Here is a 15891-nt window from a genome sequence, read left to right on the forward strand (position 1 = left end):
TAAAAAACGAGGCATTCGATGGCAGAACTCCCATATAGCGGAGCGCGGCAGAGCAGCTCTGCAGCTTATTCTCTTGGAACACTTACGAATTACGCGGGCGCAGTTGTTTCGCTTGGCTTGATGGTCGGGATTGGTGTTTGGGGGTATAAAGTTGTGGCGCGTGATGTGAGCGGTGTGCCCGTTGTGCGTGCGGCGTCGAATGAGCCGATGCGCATGGCGCCTGAGAAGCCGGGTGGGCAGTTGGCTGCGCATCAAGGGCTGTCTGTGAATGAAGTTATGGCTAAAGGCGGCGCTGAGAAGCCCGCAGAGCGGCTTGTTCTTGCGCCCAAGCCCGTGGATCTGACAGAAGAAGACCAGCCCTTGGCGGGTATTGTTGCGCCTAGCCCTGTGGTGCGCAGTGAGGCTGGTGTGTCTCTTGAAGAAAGTGACGCCGAACCTTTGACGCCCCAAATGGCCTCGATCCGTGCGCTGGCAGAGGCGCTTGCAGATGGGGTTGCGCCTTTGGCCGCTCAGGAAGCGCAAGTCGAGACGGTAACGCCTGTGGCCGTGGTTGTGCCAGCTGAGCCTGTGACGGCTGTCATTGAGGCTGTGCCTGAGGTGACGGCTGTTGAGGATAATATAGTCGCGGAGCCTGTCAAAGCGTCTCTTGTGAGCACGTCGTTGCGCCCCAAGCTGCGCCCGGCGGCCTTTAAGGCAGTTGCGCCTGCGGCGACAGAGGCGGCCGTTTTGGCGGCGTTGACAAGCGAGGCGGGGAGTATCCCTGTGGGCACACGGCTTGTGCAGCTTGGCGCCTTTGACAGCGCTGAAGTGGCGGGGCGCGAGTGGGAGCGGCTTGTAACCAAATTTGGCGAATACATGGACGGCAAAGAGCGTGTGATCCAGCGGGCTGAAAGTGGCGGGCGTGTGTTTTACCGCCTGCGCGCAATGGGCTTTGCAGATCTGTCAGACTCACGCCGCTTTTGTGCGGCGCTTGTGGCCGAGCGCGCCGATTGTATTCCTGTGGTGAGCAAATGAGCCGTTTTGGCGCGAGCATCCTTGATGCGGACGGGCATCAGCTTACGCGGGAGGAGCGGGCGTTTTTTCGCGATGTGAACCCTTTCGGGTTCATCCTCTTTGCGCGCAATATCGGGACCGAGGCACAGGTTGCGCGGCTCTGTGACCAGATGCGGGACGCTGTGGGGCGCGAGGCGCCCATTACCATTGACCAAGAGGGCGGGCGTGTGCAGCGCTTGCGCGCGCCTCTCTGGCGCGAGTGGCTGCCGCCATTGGAGCAGGCCGAGCTTGCAGGCGAAAACGCTGCGCGCAGCTTTTATCTGCGTTTTCGACTGATTGCGCATGAGCTGAAACGCTGCGGGATCGACAGCAACTGCGCGCCGATGCTCGACATTGCCTTTCCCGAGACACATCCTTTCTTGAAAAATCGCTGCTATGGTACTGATATTGCAGCGATTGCCGAGATTGGTGCAGCTTCCTCCCGTGGTATGCTTGATGGCGGTGTTTTGCCTGTGGCCAAGCATATCCCCGGCCATGGGCGCGCTGTGGCTGACAGTCATTTTGAGCTGCCGAGCGTCGATATTGGTCGTGAGGAACTTATTGCTACGGACGGTGCGCCTTTTGCTGCGGTAAAAGACTGTCCCATGGGGATGACGGCGCATATTCTGTATCCGCAGATTGACGAACGTCCTGCGACGCTGAGCGCGTCTGTGATGGAGCTGATCCGCCGTGATCTTGGCTTTGACGGGCTGATCATGACCGATGATATCTCCATGAAGGCGCTCAACGGTGATCTGGGCGATTTGAGCCGCGCGGCACTTCTGGCGGGCTGTGATGTTATCTTGCATTGTAATGGCACTTTGGAAGAGCGTCGCACTGTGGCAGAGGCTGCTGGCGAGATGAGTGATGCGGCGCAAGAACGGGCCGAGCGGGCACTTGCTCTGCGTCAAAAGCCGGACGATATTGACATTTCGGCCATAGAAGCCGAGCTTGAAGCGCTTTTGAATGGGCGCGTGTATGACAGCTGATGACTTTGAAGAAGATCAGACAAAACTAAGTGTCGCCGACCGTATGACTGCGGAGGCGCTGATTGTGGATGTGAGTGGCTTTGAAGGGCCGCTTGATGTTCTGTTGACGCTGGGGCGCACCCAGAAAGTCGATCTGACCAAAATCAGCATTCTTGAACTGGCGCGGCAATATCTTGCCTTTGTCGAAAAGGCCAAGTCTTTGCGCATTGAGCTTGCGGCGGATTATCTTGTGATGGCGGCATGGCTTGCCTTTTTGAAGTCGCGTTTGTTGCTGCCGCCTGATCCGTCTGAGGACGGGCCCAGCGGCGAGGAACTTGCTGCGCATCTGGCCTTTCAACTTGAGCGCTTGCAGGCGATGCGCGACGTGGCGGCGCGGCTTATGGGGCGAGACCGTTTGGGCCGCGATTTTTTTGCGCGTGGTCTCCCCGAAGATGTGACGCGGGTGAAGAAGGTGACATACACCGCCACGCTGCTTGATCTGATGCAGGGCTATTCGCGGCTGCGCACGCGCGATGAGTTTCGCCCGTTTGTTATGGATCGCGACTCTGTGTTTACGCTTGAGAATGCGCTGGAGCGGATGCGCGGGCTGATCGGCTATGCGGGAAATTGGACTGATATTTCGAGTTATATTCCCGAAGGCTGGGACAAGGACCGCGCGCGGATCCGCTCGGCCACGGCCTCGACTTTTGCCGCTTCTCTGGAGCTTGCCAAGGAAGGGCGCGTGGAGCTGCGCCAGTCAGACACATTTGCGCCAATAGAGCTGCGCCGCAGAAATGAAAGCCGTGATTGAACATGAATGACGACATGGAACATATTGAAGAAAAAGAGGAAAGCCTCTTTGAGGCGCCCCCCATCGCTGAGCAGGAACGGATGGTTGAGGCGATCTTGTTTGCCTCTAGCGAGACGGTGACTGTGGCGGAGCTTAATGCGCGAATGCCTCACGGGAGTGACGCCGCTGAGGCGCTTGTTTATTTGCGCAAGCGCTATGAGGGACGGGGTGTGCGGGTTGTTAAAGTGGGCGATGCTTGGGCGATGCGCACCGCGCCTGATCTGTCGTTTCTCATGCAAAAAGAAACGGTTGAAACACGCAAGCTTAGCCGAGCGGCCATCGAGACATTGGCGATTGTGGCCTATCACCAGCCTGTCACGCGTGCCGAGATCGAGGAAATTCGCGGTGTGAGCGTGAGCCGTGGCACTGTGGACCAGCTTTTGGAAATGGAATGGATTCGCTTCGGGCGGCGGAAGATGACGCCGGGACGACCTGTGACTTTTGTTGTGACGCAGGACTTTTTGGACCACTTCGGGCTGGAATCGGCCCGCGATCTGCCTGGATTGAAAGAGCTTCGCGCCTCAGGGCTTTTGGAGAGCCGTTTGCCACCGAGCCATATGCCTACTTTGGGCGAAGGCGACGAGGACTTGATCGAAGAAGTGCAAGAGGGACAGAGCGAGCTCTTTGAGGACTGAGGGAATGCCTTATTTTACGCACAATGGCTGCTTATATTGCGGATTGAGCAGGTAAAGGAGGCCAATATGAATGCGAATAGGCTTATTAATATGGTGCTGCGCATGGTGATGCGCAAAGTTGTGAGCGCGGGGCTGAAACGCGCAGGCGGGGGTAAGGGCGCAAGTGCTGCGACCAAGGGCTTGAACAAAGCCTCCCGTATGGCGCGGCGCGCAGGTCGATTTTAAGATTTGAAGTGCTTGGAGAGCTTGAGGCCTTGGCCTTGATAGTTTGAGGCGATCCGTTCGCCATAGAGCTCTTTGGGCGTTTGTGACATTTTTTCATAGACCAAGCGGCCAACGATCTGGCCATGCTCTAGCACAAAGGGGCTTTCGTGGCAGCGCACTTCGAGCACACCGCGCGAGCCTGCGCCGCCTGCTGCGGCATAGCCAAAGCCCGGATCAAAAAAGCCTGCGTAATGCACGCGGAACTCACCGACCATCGCGAGATAGGGTGCCATTTCGGCAGCGCAATCTGGCGGGATGCAGACGGCTTCATTGCTTACGAGGATATAAAATGCGCCTGGATCAAGGATGATCTGGCCGGTGTCGCTGCGGACCTCTTCCCAGAAGTCGGCGGGGGCGTAGTGCCCGAGCCTATCCAGATCAATCACACCAGTGTGAGGCTTAGCGCGATAGCCAACGAGGGTGCTGCCTTCGGGGCGCAGATCAACGGAAAAGCCGAGCCCCTCACTGATCACGGGGGTGCTGCCATCAACCAGCGGGATTTCTGCATGAAGGGCGCGCAGATCAGCGTCGCTCAGTGTCGCTTGGCCATCGCGGAAGCGAATCTGGTTGAGGCGCATACCGGGGCGCACGAGGACAGAGAAGGAGCGCGGACAAATCTCGGCATAGAGCGGGCCTGAATAGCCCGCTGGAATGCGGTCAAATTCTTCGCCGCCGTCTGTGATTGTACGGGTGAGCAAGTCAAGGCGGCCCGTGGAGCTTTTTGCATTGGCGACTGCTTGGATGCCTTCAGGGAGAGCGAGGCTTTCTTGTAGCTCGACGACATAGACGCAGCCTTTCTCAAGCACGGCGCCTTGGCTGAGGTCTATCTGGTGCATTTCGAACTCGGACAAGCGCTCGGCAACTGTACGGCCTGCACCCGCGAGGAATGAGGCGCGCACACGATAGGCGCGCGCTCCGAGACGCAGATCGAGGCTAGCCGGCTGAATTTGGCCTTCGGCATAGTCGTCTTGAGCGGAGATTTCGCCACGGGCGATCATCTCGTAAAGCTGCTGGCTGGCCAGAACGCCTGTCATACTGTGTCCTTTCACGGGCAAGGTTGCGCAGCTTTTATCAAGTTTTTGGCTGAGAGGCAGGGAAAAATGCATCCCTGCCGTCTGATTGCTCAAGTTTTGTCGCCCGTTAGGTCCGTGGCACTATAGAATATCAGTCACAATGGTCTTGAGGCTTGCGGAGAGTGGCGCGCTTTCGTCTTCTTCGCTGTCGTTATAGGGACTTTCTTGGGCATAAAATGTGCTCATCGGGACTGTCGGGAAGCCGAGGTCACCACTTTGTTCGGCAGCATAGAAGGCTTCGGCCTCGGCAATCTGCTCTGGCGTGCAATAAAGGGCTTCGGCAGCCATCATATCGGCAACTGTAACGCCTTGCTCAAGCTCTTGACCCCGCCACATCTCAGTCTCAGTCTCAGTCTCAGTCTCAGTCTCAGTCTCAGTCTCAGGTTCGGCTGGAGGCTCAAGATTTGTATCTGATGCCGGCGGCAGCTCTAATGCAGGCGCTCGCTCAGCTTCCAGAGAGCCCTCAAGCTCAGGTGTATCTTCGGGGGCAAGCTCCGGTTCTGGGGGGGAGACGACTTCGGCCTCGGGAGCTGGCAGGGGAGCAGGATCTGGCGTGACCTCTGGTGGCGGGGCGGCCTCTGGCGCAATGATCGGCTCTTCTGGCGTTTCGTCCACGGTTTCCTCTTCGGGCGTTTCTTCAACAGGTGTCTCTGGTTCGAGTTCTGGTGTGGGAACGACCATATCCATATAGTTTGTGGTTTGAACTTCGATGTAATCGAGCAGCTCTGTATAGTTTTCGGCGACGAGTGGGTGGATATTGGCGGGCACGTCGAAACTTGCAGGAGCGGGTTCGCCATTTGTGGCCTGATAAGTGATCAGGCTGGCAAGAAAATATGTTGTCTCTGTGCCGTGCGGGGCGCTGTCTGTGAAAAGTTCGGTTGTACTGATGGCAGCCAGCGGGCCGCCCTCTTCGAGAAGGGAGGCGAGCACAGGAGCGACGGGAATGAGCGTGATATTGGCGTCAGGCGTGCTGGCGTTGAGCGTGTCAACATAGTCAACAAACCAAGTATGATAGTCTTCTTGGTTGTAATCGTAATAGCGCTCGATACTGCTTTCGCTTGGTGGGAAGGTCTCGCTGAAGGCCGCGAGATCGCTCCAGCCTTGGTAGACAAAAATCTGCGCATTGGGTTGATCGGTGAGCACTGTGGCAAGGATCGACTCGGTGGCATCGACTGGGCTTATGTTGCCGTCGGGATAGTTGGCTGTGGGCGCGAGGTCTTGGATAAAATTGCCTGGTGTTATGATCACTTGGCTAAACGCCTGATCCGCAAAGCGCTCCGTGTCATCGTCCCACTGACCTGTAATGCCCTGGAAGCCCCATTCGTTAGCGGGCTCAAGGCGGTCGGCGAACTGGCGCAGAAAGCCGAAGCCGCCGTTCACGTCATAAGTTCCTCCGGCTTCCAGAGTGAGTTGGTTGAGCCAATAGGGCAGGTTGGTTTGGGCGCCCCCTTCGGAAAAGTTGACAAGCGAGTTCCCGAAAAAATACTGGTTGGTTTCTATCGGCACAGGCGCACACTCCATGCTCGGAGTGCAAAGCCCGAGCGTTACTTTTTAAATGCAGTCAGGAAAGCCCGAGGCTGCATGCAAACATCCCTAAATTTAGACATAGTGTAAGCAACGGGTTTGGCAAGAAATTAGCATGCTGATTGAGGGGCATATCTGGAAACAGTTTGGTGACTGTTTTGCTGGTAGCTGGCTCAAAAATCTGGGGAAAAGGTGAAATGGTCGGGCTAGCAGGACTCGAACCTGCGACCTTCCGTCCCCCAGACGGACGCGCTACCAGGCTGCGCTATAGCCCGACTAAGGCTGCTTATTAGCGGTTTTGAGCCAGAGGGCAAGGGCAAATCTCTGTGTAATTTGGGCCAAGTGTGTCAAAGCCTTACAGGCTTAGGAGGCGAGCGCTTTGAGTGCGTTGCGGGCTTGCTCCAGAGCGCGGCGCGTTTCGCTATCAGGGCTGGCTTTGAAGGCGGCGACGCGGCTGAGAAGGCCTGCGCTGACATCAAGTTCGGTGTCGCTTGGATCATCAGGTAGCGTGATCGACAGAGACAAGGGGGGAGAGGCTTGGCCGTCTTCTGTGGGTTCTTTAGCAGCTTGCAGAAAGGAAGGGAGAGCCGAAGGCTGTGTCTTGAGGCCAGATGTGCTATCGACCTCTGACTCTTCGGAATTTGCTTTTTCGTCTGCCTTGGCGGCATCCTCAGGCGCCGCGGCCTCAGGCGTCGGGTTTTGCGGTGTCGCCTCGGCGGAGGTGTCTTCTGGTGCTTGTGTCTCTGTGGCCTCGGACTCGTCGGTGCTTTTGCGGTGTGTGAAGGGCACGATGTCTGCTTCGGGCTTGGGCGCGCTCGGCGCGTCCACGACCATGTCGATCGCATTGGTATCACTCACGACCTCTGCAAGCTCACCGTCGAGCGGCTGTGAGAGGCTTGAGATATGTTTAACACCATGATCACGCAGCATTTTTTGTGCGCCTTTGATGGTCATTCCATCATCATGCAATAGCTTTTTAATGCCGCCGAGCAGCACCATATCATTGGGGCGATAATATCTGCGCCCACCTGCGCGTTTCACAGGTTTTACTTGTGTGAATTTGCTTTCCCAGAACCTCAAAACATGAGTCGGCAAGTCAAGCCATTCGGCCACTTCGCTTATGGTGCGGAATGCTTCGGCTGATTTTGCCATGCTGTGAGACGCTCCTAGCGCTTATTGCCTGCGGCGACCCGGTCTTTCATGAGGTGCGAGGGGCGGAAGGTCAGAACGCGGCGGGGGTTGATGGGAACTTCCTCGCCAGTCTTTGGGTTGCGACCGACGCGGGCCGTTTTTTGGCGGACAGAGAAGGTTCCGAAGGACGAGATTTTGACTTGCTCTCCTGTGACCAGCGCGTCGGAGACATGCTGGAGCACACTTTCGACAAGCTGCGCGCTGTCATTGCGAGACAGGCCGACTTCGCGAAAGACTGCTTCGCTCAGATCCATACGTGTAAGTGTTTTTTCGCTCATAACTATTCCCCCGTTTGGCCAAGCATAGGCCTGAGAGAGATTCCGAGTCAATATCAATGGCTTGGCGTGCAGCTTTTCAGCAATAAATGAGACGCATTCCTAGCGTTTTACCAACGGATTGCGACCGCACCCCACGCCAGACCGCCGCCGATGGCTTCGGTGAGGACGAGATCGCCTGTTTTGATCTTGCCTTTCGCGGCTCCGACAGAGAGCGCAAGTGGGATCGAGGCGGCAGAGGTGTTGCCGTGGTCTTGCACTGTGAGCACGACGCGCTCCATTGGGACACCGAGCTTTTTGGCCGTGCCTTGGATGATGCGGATATTGGCCTGATGGGGCACGATCCAGTCGACATCACTGTGCGTGAGCCCCGCTTTGTGAAGGGCAGCATCGGCTGTTGAGGCCAGCTTTTCAACGGCTTGGCGGAAGAGGGCGTTGCCCTGCATACGCAATTTACCAGACGTGCCTGTCGAGGAGACGCCGCCATCTACAAAGAGCATGTCTTTGTAGCGACCATCAGAGTTGAGGTCCGCAGAAAGGATGCCGCGATCAGCGGTTGTGCCTGTGCACTCTTGAGCTTCAAGGATGAGTGCACCCGCGCCATCGCCGAAGAGAACGCAGGTTCCGCGATCTGTCCAGTCCATGATGCGGCTGAAGGTTTCGGCGCCGATGACAAGCACGCGTTCGGCTTGGCCTGAAAGGATCAACCCGTTTGCTGTTGTGAGGGCAAAGACGAATCCTGCGCACACGGCTTGAACATCAAAGCCAAAGCCACGCTCCATGCCGATCTTTTGCTGCACCATGGTCGCAACTGAAGGAAAGGTCAGATCAGGAGTGGACGTGGCAACGACGATTGCGTCGATGTCGCCAGCCGCCAGACCTGCTTGTGCGAGGGCGGCTTTCGCGGCTTCGGCCGCAAGATCAGAGGTATGCTGCCCTTCGGCGGCGAAATGACGGCGCTCGATTCCTGAGCGCGTGCGAATCCACTCGTCTGTGGTGTCGATCGAAGATTCGAATTCGGCGTTTTCCACGATCCGCTCTGGCAAATAGTGGCCATAGCCAACGACGACGGCACGTTTTGTCATGAGTTGGCCTCTTCTTCAGAATTTTTTATGTGCTCTGTCCCTGCTTCGGAGGCCAGCATTGTGGCGGCCGAAATACGGGCGGCAAGTTTTTCATTGAAGCCTGATTGCGCCAGCTGGAAAGCGAGCTTCACTGCAGCTGAAACGCCTGTCGCATCAGCAGAGCCATGAGATTTCACAACTGTTCCGTTAAGGCCAAGGAAGATACCACCGTTGACTTTTCGTGGATCAATGCGACTGCTGAGGCGCTTGAGCGAGGTAAAGGCGAGCAGGGCGGCGAGGCGAGACAGCGGCGTATAGTTGAAGGCTTCGCGCAGCAGATCGCGGATCAGGCTGGCGGTGCCTTCGCCCGTTTTTAGCGCGATATTGCCAGTGAAACCGTCTGTTACGATGACATCGCATTTTTTTCCTGGCAGATCGCTGCCCTCGACGAAGCCGACATATTCGAAATTGGCTGCGTCAGCATTTTCGGCGATCAGCTCATTTGCGGCCTGAATTTCGGCGCGGCCTTTGAACTCTTCTGTTCCAACATTGAGCAACCCGACGCGCGGGCGCGCGAGGTGAAGCCCGTTGCGCGCATAGGAGGCGCCCATCAAGGCGTATTGTAGCAAATCACGCTCATCGGCGCGGATGTCGGCGCCGGCATCAAGCATAACATTAAAGCCCTGCGGATTGCGCGAGGGCCAGAGCACAGCAATTGCCGGGCGATAGACACCCGGTATTTTGCGCAGGCGAATGACCGAGAGCGCCATGAGCGCACCCGTATTGCCGCAAGAGACACAGACCGTCGCCTCTTTGTTGCGCACGCTTTCAAGCGCGGACCACATAGAGGTACTTTTGCCTGAACGCATGACTTGAGACGGCTTGTCCTCCATCGAAACAATGCCTTCGGCATCAACGATGGTGCAACGGCCGCGCAAATTCTTTTTGCGTGCGACAAGGGGCTCCAGCTCGGACTTGCGGCCGTGCAGGAGAAAGAAAATGTCTTTGTTTTTCTTAGCGGAATGTGAACAGCCAGCGACAATCGCCGCTGGCCCTTTATCACTTCCCATAGCATCAACCGATATGACAATGCGCTCCGCCTGCGGGTTTGAAGGTGCAGGCTTGGGCGTGATTGTCTGGCTCATGCGAAAAGGCTCGGCTTATGCCGCGTCTTCGTCGATCTCGACTTCGTCCGCCACGGCAATCACTTCGCGATCTGCGTAGTGGCCACAATCGGGGCACACGTGGTGTGGACGCTTGAGTTCGCCGCAGTTTGGGCACTCGTTAGGGTTTGCAGCCGTAAGGCTATCGTGCGCGCGACGGTTGTTGCGACGTGATTTGGATACTTTGTTCTGTTGGACAGCCATGTCGCAACCTCAATTATCTAGGGGCAAAAGAGCCCAGTTTCAGAAGGGCGAAGCCCTGTGTGTTCGGGTTCAGACTGCTCTTATGCAAAAGCTGTGAGCCTGTCCAACCCTAAATTCGTAAGAGCGCGCGAAAATAGCTGGAATCGCATGAGTTGCAACCCCGAATTTCAACCTAGCTTTCGGGGTCTTGAAGCTTGGCTTTAAGGGCTGCGAGGCCTGCAAACGGCTTGGTATCCTCGTCTGTAAGGGCTGCTTTGCCTTCCTCTGTGAAAACTGCGCTTTCAAGGCTTGCGCCCTCTGCACGGGGATAAGGCGGCAGGGCAAGAGACAAGGCTTCGCGAAAGACATCGGCCAGATTGATTGTGTTTTCAAGCGGCTCGGCGCGGTCATCTTCGGGCATTTCGACCTCGGCATCTTCTTCAAGATCGTCAAAGCTAGGCATGATCCGCACGAAAAGACGCTCGACGCTCTCTTCTATGCGGGCACTGACAGGGGCGAGCGTAATGACGCAGGCCTGCTGTACTGTTGCGCCCAGACGGGCCTGAAGCAGCCAATCATCAGCGCCATGAGGCTTAAGCGTGCCGATCAGGCTTGGCTTTTTGAGCGCGAGCAGATCAAGGGTCTTGGCCATTTCAGTGCGCGCCTCGTCAGAAAGTTTCAGCGAAAAGCTGTAGCTTTGGTTTGCCGAAAGGCGCGAAACAGGTATCGTTGTTATGTCATTAAAGTCTTGGGTCATCGCGCCGCTCCTTGAATCGGGGGCCTTTCCTTAGTAATCGGAAGGCAAGGCCGCAACAGCCGATACAAGAGGGCAGAGATGAAAGCAATTACCCACCCGATAAAGCAGAGCGCGGCGTTTTTGCTGCTTGGGCTTGTTTTCATGGCGCTGAGCTCTTGTGCAGCGACCTATCGCGACCATGGCTATGTGCCTTCGGAGAGTGAATTGGCCGAAATTGTTGTGGGTGTTGATTCCCGCGAGAGTGTGGCGGATGTGGTGGGGGTTCCTTCGACATCAGGGATTTTGAACGACAGCGGCTATTATTATGTAAAAAGCCGCGTCAGACATTTTGGCGCGATGCGCCCGAAAGAGATTGAGCGCGAAGTTCTTGCCATCAGCTTCAGTGAGGCGGGCATTGTAGAGAACATCGAGCGCTTCTCGCTGCAGGATGGGAATGTTGTGACGTTGTCTCGCCGCGTGACGGACAAGACGGTCAATGACAATACTTTCATACGTCAGCTGGTGGGGAGCATCGGCCGCTTTTCATCTGGCACGCTTCAATAACACGCTGTTTGTCACAGCCTTGAAACCTATTTTGTGCTAGGCTTTGTGCCAGCGCGTGTGGGTTTATGGATGAAGGGTTGAGTATGAAGGCCTTCGAGAGGGGCGGATATCATGTGCGGCTGGCGACGAGCGAGGCTGACATTTCGGCAGCTAAGGCACTGCGCCATAGGGCTTTTTTTGGCCGTTCAGGTATTGATGAAGACGCTTTTGATGCATCGTGTGAGCATGTTCTGATCAACAATAACGAAGGGCGGCTCTTGGGCTGCTTTAGGATAATGTCTTTGCCGTCAGGGCAGGCGCTGTCGCAAAGCTATTCAGCACAGTTTTATGATTTGGGTCAGCTCGCGGGCTTTGAGGGCAAAATGCTTGAGATGGGGCGGTTTTGTCTGGAGCCAGAGGAGGCGGAGCCAGATGTTTTGCGCATTGCTTGGGCGGCTTTGACGCGCTTTGTGGATGAGCAAGACATAAAGATGTTGTTTGGCTGTGCGTCTTTTTCTGGCGTGAATGGCGTGCCGTATCAGGACAGCTTTGCACTCTTGAAGGCGCGGCATCTTGCGCCGGAGTGTTGGCGGCCAAGACAGCGCGCGCGGGATGTCTTTGATTTTGGAGCAGAGTTTCAGGGAGAGGCTGATCTGAAGCGCGGCATTGTCCAAATGCCGCCGTTGTTGCGCAGCTATCTGGCGATGGGAGGCTGGGTCAGCGACCATGCCGTCATCGACAGGGAAATGGGGACGATGCATGTGTTTACGGGGCTTGAAGTCAGGGCGATCCCTGCTGCGCGCAAACGGCTTTTGCGAGCGCTTGCGGCGTGAGAGCGCTTGACGCTGCGCGCGGGTAGCGATAGCGCTCTGCCATGGCACGCGCACCCCTTTTACAGCTCAATGATGTCTCACTGACATTCGGCGGAAACCCAGTCTTTGACGGGCTTTCGGCCTCCTTGCAATCTGGCGATCGACTCGCTTTGGTCGGGCGGAACGGCTCGGGCAAATCGACGCTCATGAAAGTGATGGCGGGGCTTGTCGAAACCGACAAGGGCGATGTGGTTGCTGGGCCCGGTGTGCGCGTAGGGTATATGGAGCAAGAGCCTGATATGGCGGGCTTTTTGACGCTTGGAGACTATGCGTCAAGCGGATTGGAGCCAGGTGAGCTTTACCGAGTTGAGCGGGCTGGTGAGGGCCTCAAGTTTGATCCTGACCGTCCCGTTGAGACCGCCAGCGGCGGAGAGAAACGGCGCGCGGCCTTGGCCAAGCTGATGGCGGAAGCGCCAGAGTTGATGCTGCTCGATGAGCCGACAAACCACCTTGATATTGAAGCCATCCGCTGGCTGGAAGGCGAGCTGAAGGCGACACGCACGGCCTTTGTTTTGATCAGCCACGACCGCGCATTTTTGCGTGAGCTTACTCGCGCAACACTCTGGATTGACAGAGGAAAAGTTCTTCGGAATGAGCAGGGCTTTGAACATTTTGAAGCCTGGCGCGACAAGCTTTGGGACGAAGAGGACCAAGCCCGCCACAAGCTTGACCGCAAGATCAAGGCCGAGGCTCGCTGGGCTGTCGAAGGCATCAGTGCGCGCAGGAAGCGCAACCAAGGCCGTGTGCGTGCCCTTGCTGAGCTGCGCGAGGAGCGCTCAAGCCAGATCAGACGGCAGGGCACAGCAGGGATGGCGCTGTCTTCGGGGTCGGTTTCGGGCAAGAAAGTCATCGAAGCTGTGGGGATTTCGAAAGCCTATGATGGTAAGCAAATCCTAACAGATTTTGACATTACCGTGCAGCGTGGAGACCGTATTGCTTTTGTCGGACCCAATGGTGTGGGTAAGACAACTGCCATTAAGCTACTGATGAAGCTGGAAGAACCCGACGCAGGCACTGTTAAACTGGGAACCAATCTGGAGGCGGCGATCTTTGATCAGGCGCGGGCCCAGCTTGACCCCGAGATGAGCCTTTGGGACAGCCTCACAGGCGATCCTGATATGCGGGTCTCAGGCAAAGCCGACCAGATCATGGTGCGTGGAATGCCACGCCATGTCGTTGGATACCTTAAAGAATTTCTGTTTGAAGAAGGTCAGGCGCGGGGGCCTGTGAAGGCGCTTTCGGGCGGGGAAAAGGCGCGGCTTTTGCTGGCCAAACTCATGGCGCGGGAAAGCAATTTACTGGTGCTTGATGAGCCGACCAACGACTTGGATGTCGAATCGCTCGACCTGTTGCAGGAAATTCTGGATGACTACGACGGAACCGTGCTGCTTGTGAGCCACGATCGGGACTTTCTGGACCGTGTGGCAAGTCTCACTGTGGCGATGGAAGGAGATGGCAAGGCGACAGTCTATGCCGGCGGCTGGAGCGACTATCAGGCCCAGAAACCTGACAGTGATGACTGGGAAAACCGTCCAAATACAAAGGCTTCACGCGCAAAAGAGAAGCAGGAGAAGGCGAAAGCCAAGCCCAAGCTCAGCTTTACGGAAGAGCATCGTTTGAAAGAACTTCCAAGCGTTATGGAGCGGCTGACAGCCGAGATCGGTAAGCTCGAAGAGCTGCTCGCGCAGCCCGACTTGTTCACCAAGGAACCTGTAAAATTCAAGAAAGCGACGGAAGCTCTGGTGGAGCGTCAGACCGCTTTGGCCAAGGCCGAAGAAGAGTGGTTAACGCTTGAAGAAAAGGCCGAACAGGCGGGTTAACAGGCTGTGAGACGACTGATTCTAGGGGGGTGATATGCGTGCACACCCCGTGCACATTGCGTGCACCGCCTGAATGGGGCCTCTCTTAAGACAAAATTAGGTAATGAGGCGTGCGGTCGCGAAAGCCTTTGGTCATAAACTTGCTCCGCCGCTTGCGCGGATCAAAGCGCAGCGGCGCGGGTGATTTCGTCTTGGGAGAGGCCGTATTTGGCGGCGAATGTCTTACGGGCTGCAATCAAGCGGGCGTCATCGGGGCGCATACCGAGGGTGCGGATAAACTCTGCGCGCTGTTTGGATTTTAAAGCGTCGCGGTCGATTGCTGTGTGCATCATGCGGTCGATGACGTCACCGCCCGGCGAAACGTGAAACCATTTTGAGAAGTCGCGGAAGTGATGCTGGTTGTGCAGGGTTGTGACGTGACGCTCGATTTTTGTTTTGGGGATCGTGAGGTGAGATGTCATGTGAAACCACTCATAAGCCAGAAACATTCCCACGCCGCCAACCAGAACAACTGCCACGGAGATATGGAACGCGGCGGGCAGGCCGAGGAGGGCGGCAACGCCCCAGACCAGCCCGAAGTTGAGCCCGAGCACGGGCAGGGCGACCCAAGGCGGGACGAAAAACAGAGCGTGGTTTGTCGGGAAGTCGTGATGGCCGTAATGCGCTTGATAGAGCAGGTTAAAGGCCCATTGCTGCTTGGGTGGAGGCAGGTGAAAGACAAACCTGTGCAGATTATATTCGTTGAGCATTTGGGCGAGAATGCCAAGCGGGACAAGCAACCACGCCCAGAGTGGAGCATGGATAATCAGGATCACCACGCCTGCAAGGGCGGCGAGGCCCATGAGGGCCACGCTGATGTGGGAGAACATGATCTTGAGGCGCATCATCCTCGCGTCCTTTCGGGGCAGCCGAAGCTATCCCCCAAAGTTCACTGCATCCGAAGCGCGCCGTCAATGCGGATTGAGGTTCCGTTGAGGTAACCTGATTCGACAATGAAGGCCGCAAGCTTGGCGTATTCGGCGGGATCACCAAGGCGCTGTGGGCAGGTCACGTCTTTGGCGAGGGCGTCTTGCACATCTTGGGGCAGGCCCTTGAGCATCGGGGTTGCGAAGATACCGGGGGCGATGGCCATGACGCGGATGTTGTCGCGCGCAAGGTCACGGGCCATGGGCAGGACCATTCCAAGGATGCCGCCTTTGGAGGAGGCGTAGGCGACTTGGCCTTTTTGTCCTTCAAAGCCTGCGATGGAGGCCGTGTTGATGATCACACCGCGCTCGCCGCCTGCGTCGGGTGCGCCTTTGGCCATGGCGGCGGCGGCGAGGCGGGCGACGTTGAAGGAGCCGACCAAGTTGATGTCAATCACGCTTTGGTAGAGCGCGAGGGGGTGCGGGCCGTCGCGGCCCAATGTCTTGGCGGGGGGGGCTATGCCTGCGCAGTTGATTGCGGCGGTAAGTCCGCCCATAGCGGATGTGGCGGCGTCAATCGCGGCAGCAACGCTGACTTCGTCTGTGACATCGGTCTGGGCAAAATGTGCGCCGATCTCTGCAGCGACGGCTTCGCCGCGCTCTGCATCACGGTCCAGAAGTGTGACTTCTGCGCCGAGCGCGCGAAAGTGACGCGCGGTGGCTTCGCCGAGGCCTGAGGCTCCGCCTGTGATGATGGCTTTGGTGGCTGAGAGTTGCATGGGAGGCTCCTTGG

The 15891-nt window shown here is 57.0% G+C and carries 18 protein-coding genes and 1 tRNA gene; 8 read left to right on the plus strand and 11 right to left on the minus strand.

What is annotated here, in order from left to right; translation table 11 throughout:
- Window positions 1-18 precede the first annotated feature (18 nt).
- The 5 genes from DSM117340_RS05605 to DSM117340_RS05625 all read left to right on the plus strand — a co-directional run bounded on the left by DSM117340_RS05605 (window position 19) and on the right by DSM117340_RS05625 (window position 3710).
- On the plus strand, window positions 19-1014 hold the full coding sequence (locus DSM117340_RS05605; RefSeq protein ID WP_089888457.1) for an SPOR domain-containing protein: 996 nt from the start codon (window positions 19-21) through the stop codon (window positions 1012-1014).
- The gene (gene nagZ, locus DSM117340_RS05610; RefSeq protein ID WP_089888459.1) at window positions 1011-2021 is read left to right on the plus strand and encodes a beta-N-acetylhexosaminidase; all 1011 of its coding nucleotides are present in this window, start codon (window positions 1011-1013) and stop codon (window positions 2019-2021) included. The genes DSM117340_RS05605 and nagZ overlap by 4 nt, the downstream gene beginning before the upstream one ends.
- Window positions 2011-2811, plus strand: coding sequence for a ScpA family protein (locus DSM117340_RS05615; RefSeq protein WP_089888461.1), 801 nt, complete (start codon window positions 2011-2013; stop codon window positions 2809-2811). Before nagZ ends, DSM117340_RS05615 begins: the two co-directional genes overlap by 11 nt.
- 14 nt (window positions 2812-2825) lie before the next feature.
- On the plus strand, window positions 2826-3485 hold the full coding sequence (gene scpB, locus DSM117340_RS05620; RefSeq protein WP_245724365.1) for an SMC-Scp complex subunit ScpB: 660 nt from the start codon (window positions 2826-2828) through the stop codon (window positions 3483-3485).
- Between the two features lie 66 nt (window positions 3486-3551).
- Complete coding sequence (locus DSM117340_RS05625) at window positions 3552-3710, plus strand: hypothetical protein (RefSeq protein WP_177170626.1); 159 nt, start codon at window positions 3552-3554, stop codon at window positions 3708-3710.
- Here the strand turns inward: DSM117340_RS05625 and DSM117340_RS05630 are convergent.
- The 9 genes from DSM117340_RS05630 to DSM117340_RS05670 all read right to left on the minus strand — a co-directional run bounded on the left by DSM117340_RS05630 (window position 3707) and on the right by DSM117340_RS05670 (window position 10979).
- Complete coding sequence (locus DSM117340_RS05630) at window positions 3707-4783, minus strand: 2'-deoxycytidine 5'-triphosphate deaminase (RefSeq protein WP_089888464.1); 1077 nt, start codon at window positions 4781-4783, stop codon at window positions 3707-3709. The two genes, DSM117340_RS05625 and DSM117340_RS05630, sit on opposite strands and share 4 nt — an antisense overlap.
- A gap of 120 nt (window positions 4784-4903) precedes the next feature.
- A complete protein-coding gene (locus tag DSM117340_RS05635) occupies window positions 4904-6328 on the minus strand; it encodes a hypothetical protein (protein WP_276990255.1) in 1425 nt (474 codons plus the stop codon).
- A 216-nt stretch (window positions 6329-6544) separates the two neighbouring features.
- Window positions 6545-6621, minus strand: a tRNA-Pro gene (locus DSM117340_RS05640).
- 88 nt (window positions 6622-6709) lie between these two features.
- Entirely contained in the window at window positions 6710-7498 is a 789-nt protein-coding gene (locus DSM117340_RS05645) for a MerR family transcriptional regulator (protein ID WP_245724366.1), read from the minus strand.
- A 14-nt stretch (window positions 7499-7512) separates the two neighbouring features.
- Entirely contained in the window at window positions 7513-7815 is a 303-nt protein-coding gene (ihfA, locus tag DSM117340_RS05650; RefSeq protein WP_089888467.1) for an integration host factor subunit alpha, read from the minus strand.
- A gap of 107 nt (window positions 7816-7922) precedes the next feature.
- Complete coding sequence (locus DSM117340_RS05655; protein ID WP_089888468.1) at window positions 7923-8897, minus strand: beta-ketoacyl-ACP synthase III; 975 nt, start codon at window positions 8895-8897, stop codon at window positions 7923-7925.
- Window positions 8894-10021: a phosphate acyltransferase PlsX gene (gene plsX / locus DSM117340_RS05660; RefSeq protein WP_177170627.1), complete on the minus strand. Its 1128-nt coding sequence runs from the start codon at window positions 10019-10021 to the stop codon at window positions 8894-8896. The genes DSM117340_RS05655 and plsX overlap by 4 nt, the downstream gene beginning before the upstream one ends.
- 15 nt (window positions 10022-10036) lie before the next feature.
- Entirely contained in the window at window positions 10037-10243 is a 207-nt protein-coding gene (gene rpmF, locus DSM117340_RS05665; RefSeq protein WP_089888470.1) for a 50S ribosomal protein L32, read from the minus strand.
- A 172-nt stretch (window positions 10244-10415) separates the two neighbouring features.
- The gene (locus tag DSM117340_RS05670; RefSeq protein WP_271437063.1) at window positions 10416-10979 is read right to left on the minus strand and encodes a DUF177 domain-containing protein; all 564 of its coding nucleotides are present in this window, start codon (window positions 10977-10979) and stop codon (window positions 10416-10418) included.
- 78 nt (window positions 10980-11057) lie between these two features.
- Here DSM117340_RS05670 and DSM117340_RS05675 point away from each other — a divergent pair, with 78 nt between their 5' ends.
- From DSM117340_RS05675 to DSM117340_RS05685, 3 genes are all read left to right on the plus strand, one after another.
- Window positions 11058-11522: an outer membrane protein assembly factor BamE gene (locus DSM117340_RS05675; RefSeq protein ID WP_089888473.1), complete on the plus strand. Its 465-nt coding sequence runs from the start codon at window positions 11058-11060 to the stop codon at window positions 11520-11522.
- Between the two features lie 83 nt (window positions 11523-11605).
- Window positions 11606-12334: a GNAT family N-acyltransferase gene (locus DSM117340_RS05680; protein ID WP_089888475.1), complete on the plus strand. Its 729-nt coding sequence runs from the start codon at window positions 11606-11608 to the stop codon at window positions 12332-12334.
- A gap of 41 nt (window positions 12335-12375) precedes the next feature.
- The gene (locus DSM117340_RS05685; RefSeq protein ID WP_089888477.1) at window positions 12376-14193 is read left to right on the plus strand and encodes an ATP-binding cassette domain-containing protein; all 1818 of its coding nucleotides are present in this window, start codon (window positions 12376-12378) and stop codon (window positions 14191-14193) included.
- A gap of 161 nt (window positions 14194-14354) precedes the next feature.
- Here the strand turns inward: DSM117340_RS05685 and DSM117340_RS05690 are convergent, their stop codons facing one another.
- Entirely contained in the window at window positions 14355-15080 is a 726-nt protein-coding gene (locus DSM117340_RS05690) for a sterol desaturase family protein (protein ID WP_089888479.1), read from the minus strand.
- Window positions 15081-15121: 41 nt separating this feature from the next.
- On the minus strand, window positions 15122-15877 hold the full coding sequence (locus tag DSM117340_RS05695; RefSeq protein WP_271437062.1) for an SDR family NAD(P)-dependent oxidoreductase: 756 nt from the start codon (window positions 15875-15877) through the stop codon (window positions 15122-15124).
- Window positions 15878-15891 lie beyond the last annotated feature (14 nt).

The sequence above is a fragment of the Lentibacter algarum genome, from assembly GCF_040580765.1.
Taxonomy (GTDB): domain Bacteria; phylum Pseudomonadota; class Alphaproteobacteria; order Rhodobacterales; family Rhodobacteraceae; genus Lentibacter; species Lentibacter algarum.

What these genes read in the sequence shown, in the direction of transcription:
- DSM117340_RS05605 (WP_089888457.1), top strand. Translation starts at nt 19, where the DNA reads ATGGCAGAACTCCCATATAGCGGAGCGCGGCAGAGCAGCTCTGCAGCT.
- nagZ (WP_089888459.1), top strand. Translation starts at nt 1,011, where the DNA reads ATGAGCCGTTTTGGCGCGAGCATCCTTGATGCGGACGGGCATCAGCTT.
- DSM117340_RS05615 (WP_089888461.1), top strand. Translation starts at nt 2,011, where the DNA reads ATGACAGCTGATGACTTTGAAGAAGATCAGACAAAACTAAGTGTCGCC.
- scpB (WP_245724365.1), top strand. Translation starts at nt 2,826, where the DNA reads ATGGAACATATTGAAGAAAAAGAGGAAAGCCTCTTTGAGGCGCCCCCC.
- DSM117340_RS05625 (WP_177170626.1), top strand. Translation starts at nt 3,552, where the DNA reads ATGAATGCGAATAGGCTTATTAATATGGTGCTGCGCATGGTGATGCGC.
- DSM117340_RS05630 (WP_089888464.1), bottom strand. Translation starts at nt 4,783, where the DNA reads ATGACAGGCGTTCTGGCCAGCCAGCAGCTTTACGAGATGATCGCCCGT.
- DSM117340_RS05645 (WP_245724366.1), bottom strand. Translation starts at nt 7,498, where the DNA reads ATGGCAAAATCAGCCGAAGCATTCCGCACCATAAGCGAAGTGGCCGAA.
- ihfA (WP_089888467.1), bottom strand. Translation starts at nt 7,815, where the DNA reads ATGAGCGAAAAAACACTTACACGTATGGATCTGAGCGAAGCAGTCTTT.
- DSM117340_RS05655 (WP_089888468.1), bottom strand. Translation starts at nt 8,897, where the DNA reads ATGACAAAACGTGCCGTCGTCGTTGGCTATGGCCACTATTTGCCAGAG.
- plsX (WP_177170627.1), bottom strand. Translation starts at nt 10,021, where the DNA reads ATGAGCCAGACAATCACGCCCAAGCCTGCACCTTCAAACCCGCAGGCG.
- rpmF (WP_089888470.1), bottom strand. Translation starts at nt 10,243, where the DNA reads ATGGCTGTCCAACAGAACAAAGTATCCAAATCACGTCGCAACAACCGT.
- DSM117340_RS05670 (WP_271437063.1), bottom strand. Translation starts at nt 10,979, where the DNA reads ATGACCCAAGACTTTAATGACATAACAACGATACCTGTTTCGCGCCTT.
- DSM117340_RS05675 (WP_089888473.1), top strand. Translation starts at nt 11,058, where the DNA reads ATGAAAGCAATTACCCACCCGATAAAGCAGAGCGCGGCGTTTTTGCTG.
- DSM117340_RS05680 (WP_089888475.1), top strand. Translation starts at nt 11,606, where the DNA reads ATGAAGGCCTTCGAGAGGGGCGGATATCATGTGCGGCTGGCGACGAGC.
- DSM117340_RS05685 (WP_089888477.1), top strand. Translation starts at nt 12,376, where the DNA reads ATGGCACGCGCACCCCTTTTACAGCTCAATGATGTCTCACTGACATTC.
- DSM117340_RS05690 (WP_089888479.1), bottom strand. Translation starts at nt 15,080, where the DNA reads ATGATGCGCCTCAAGATCATGTTCTCCCACATCAGCGTGGCCCTCATG.
- DSM117340_RS05695 (WP_271437062.1), bottom strand. Translation starts at nt 15,877, where the DNA reads ATGCAACTCTCAGCCACCAAAGCCATCATCACAGGCGGAGCCTCAGGC.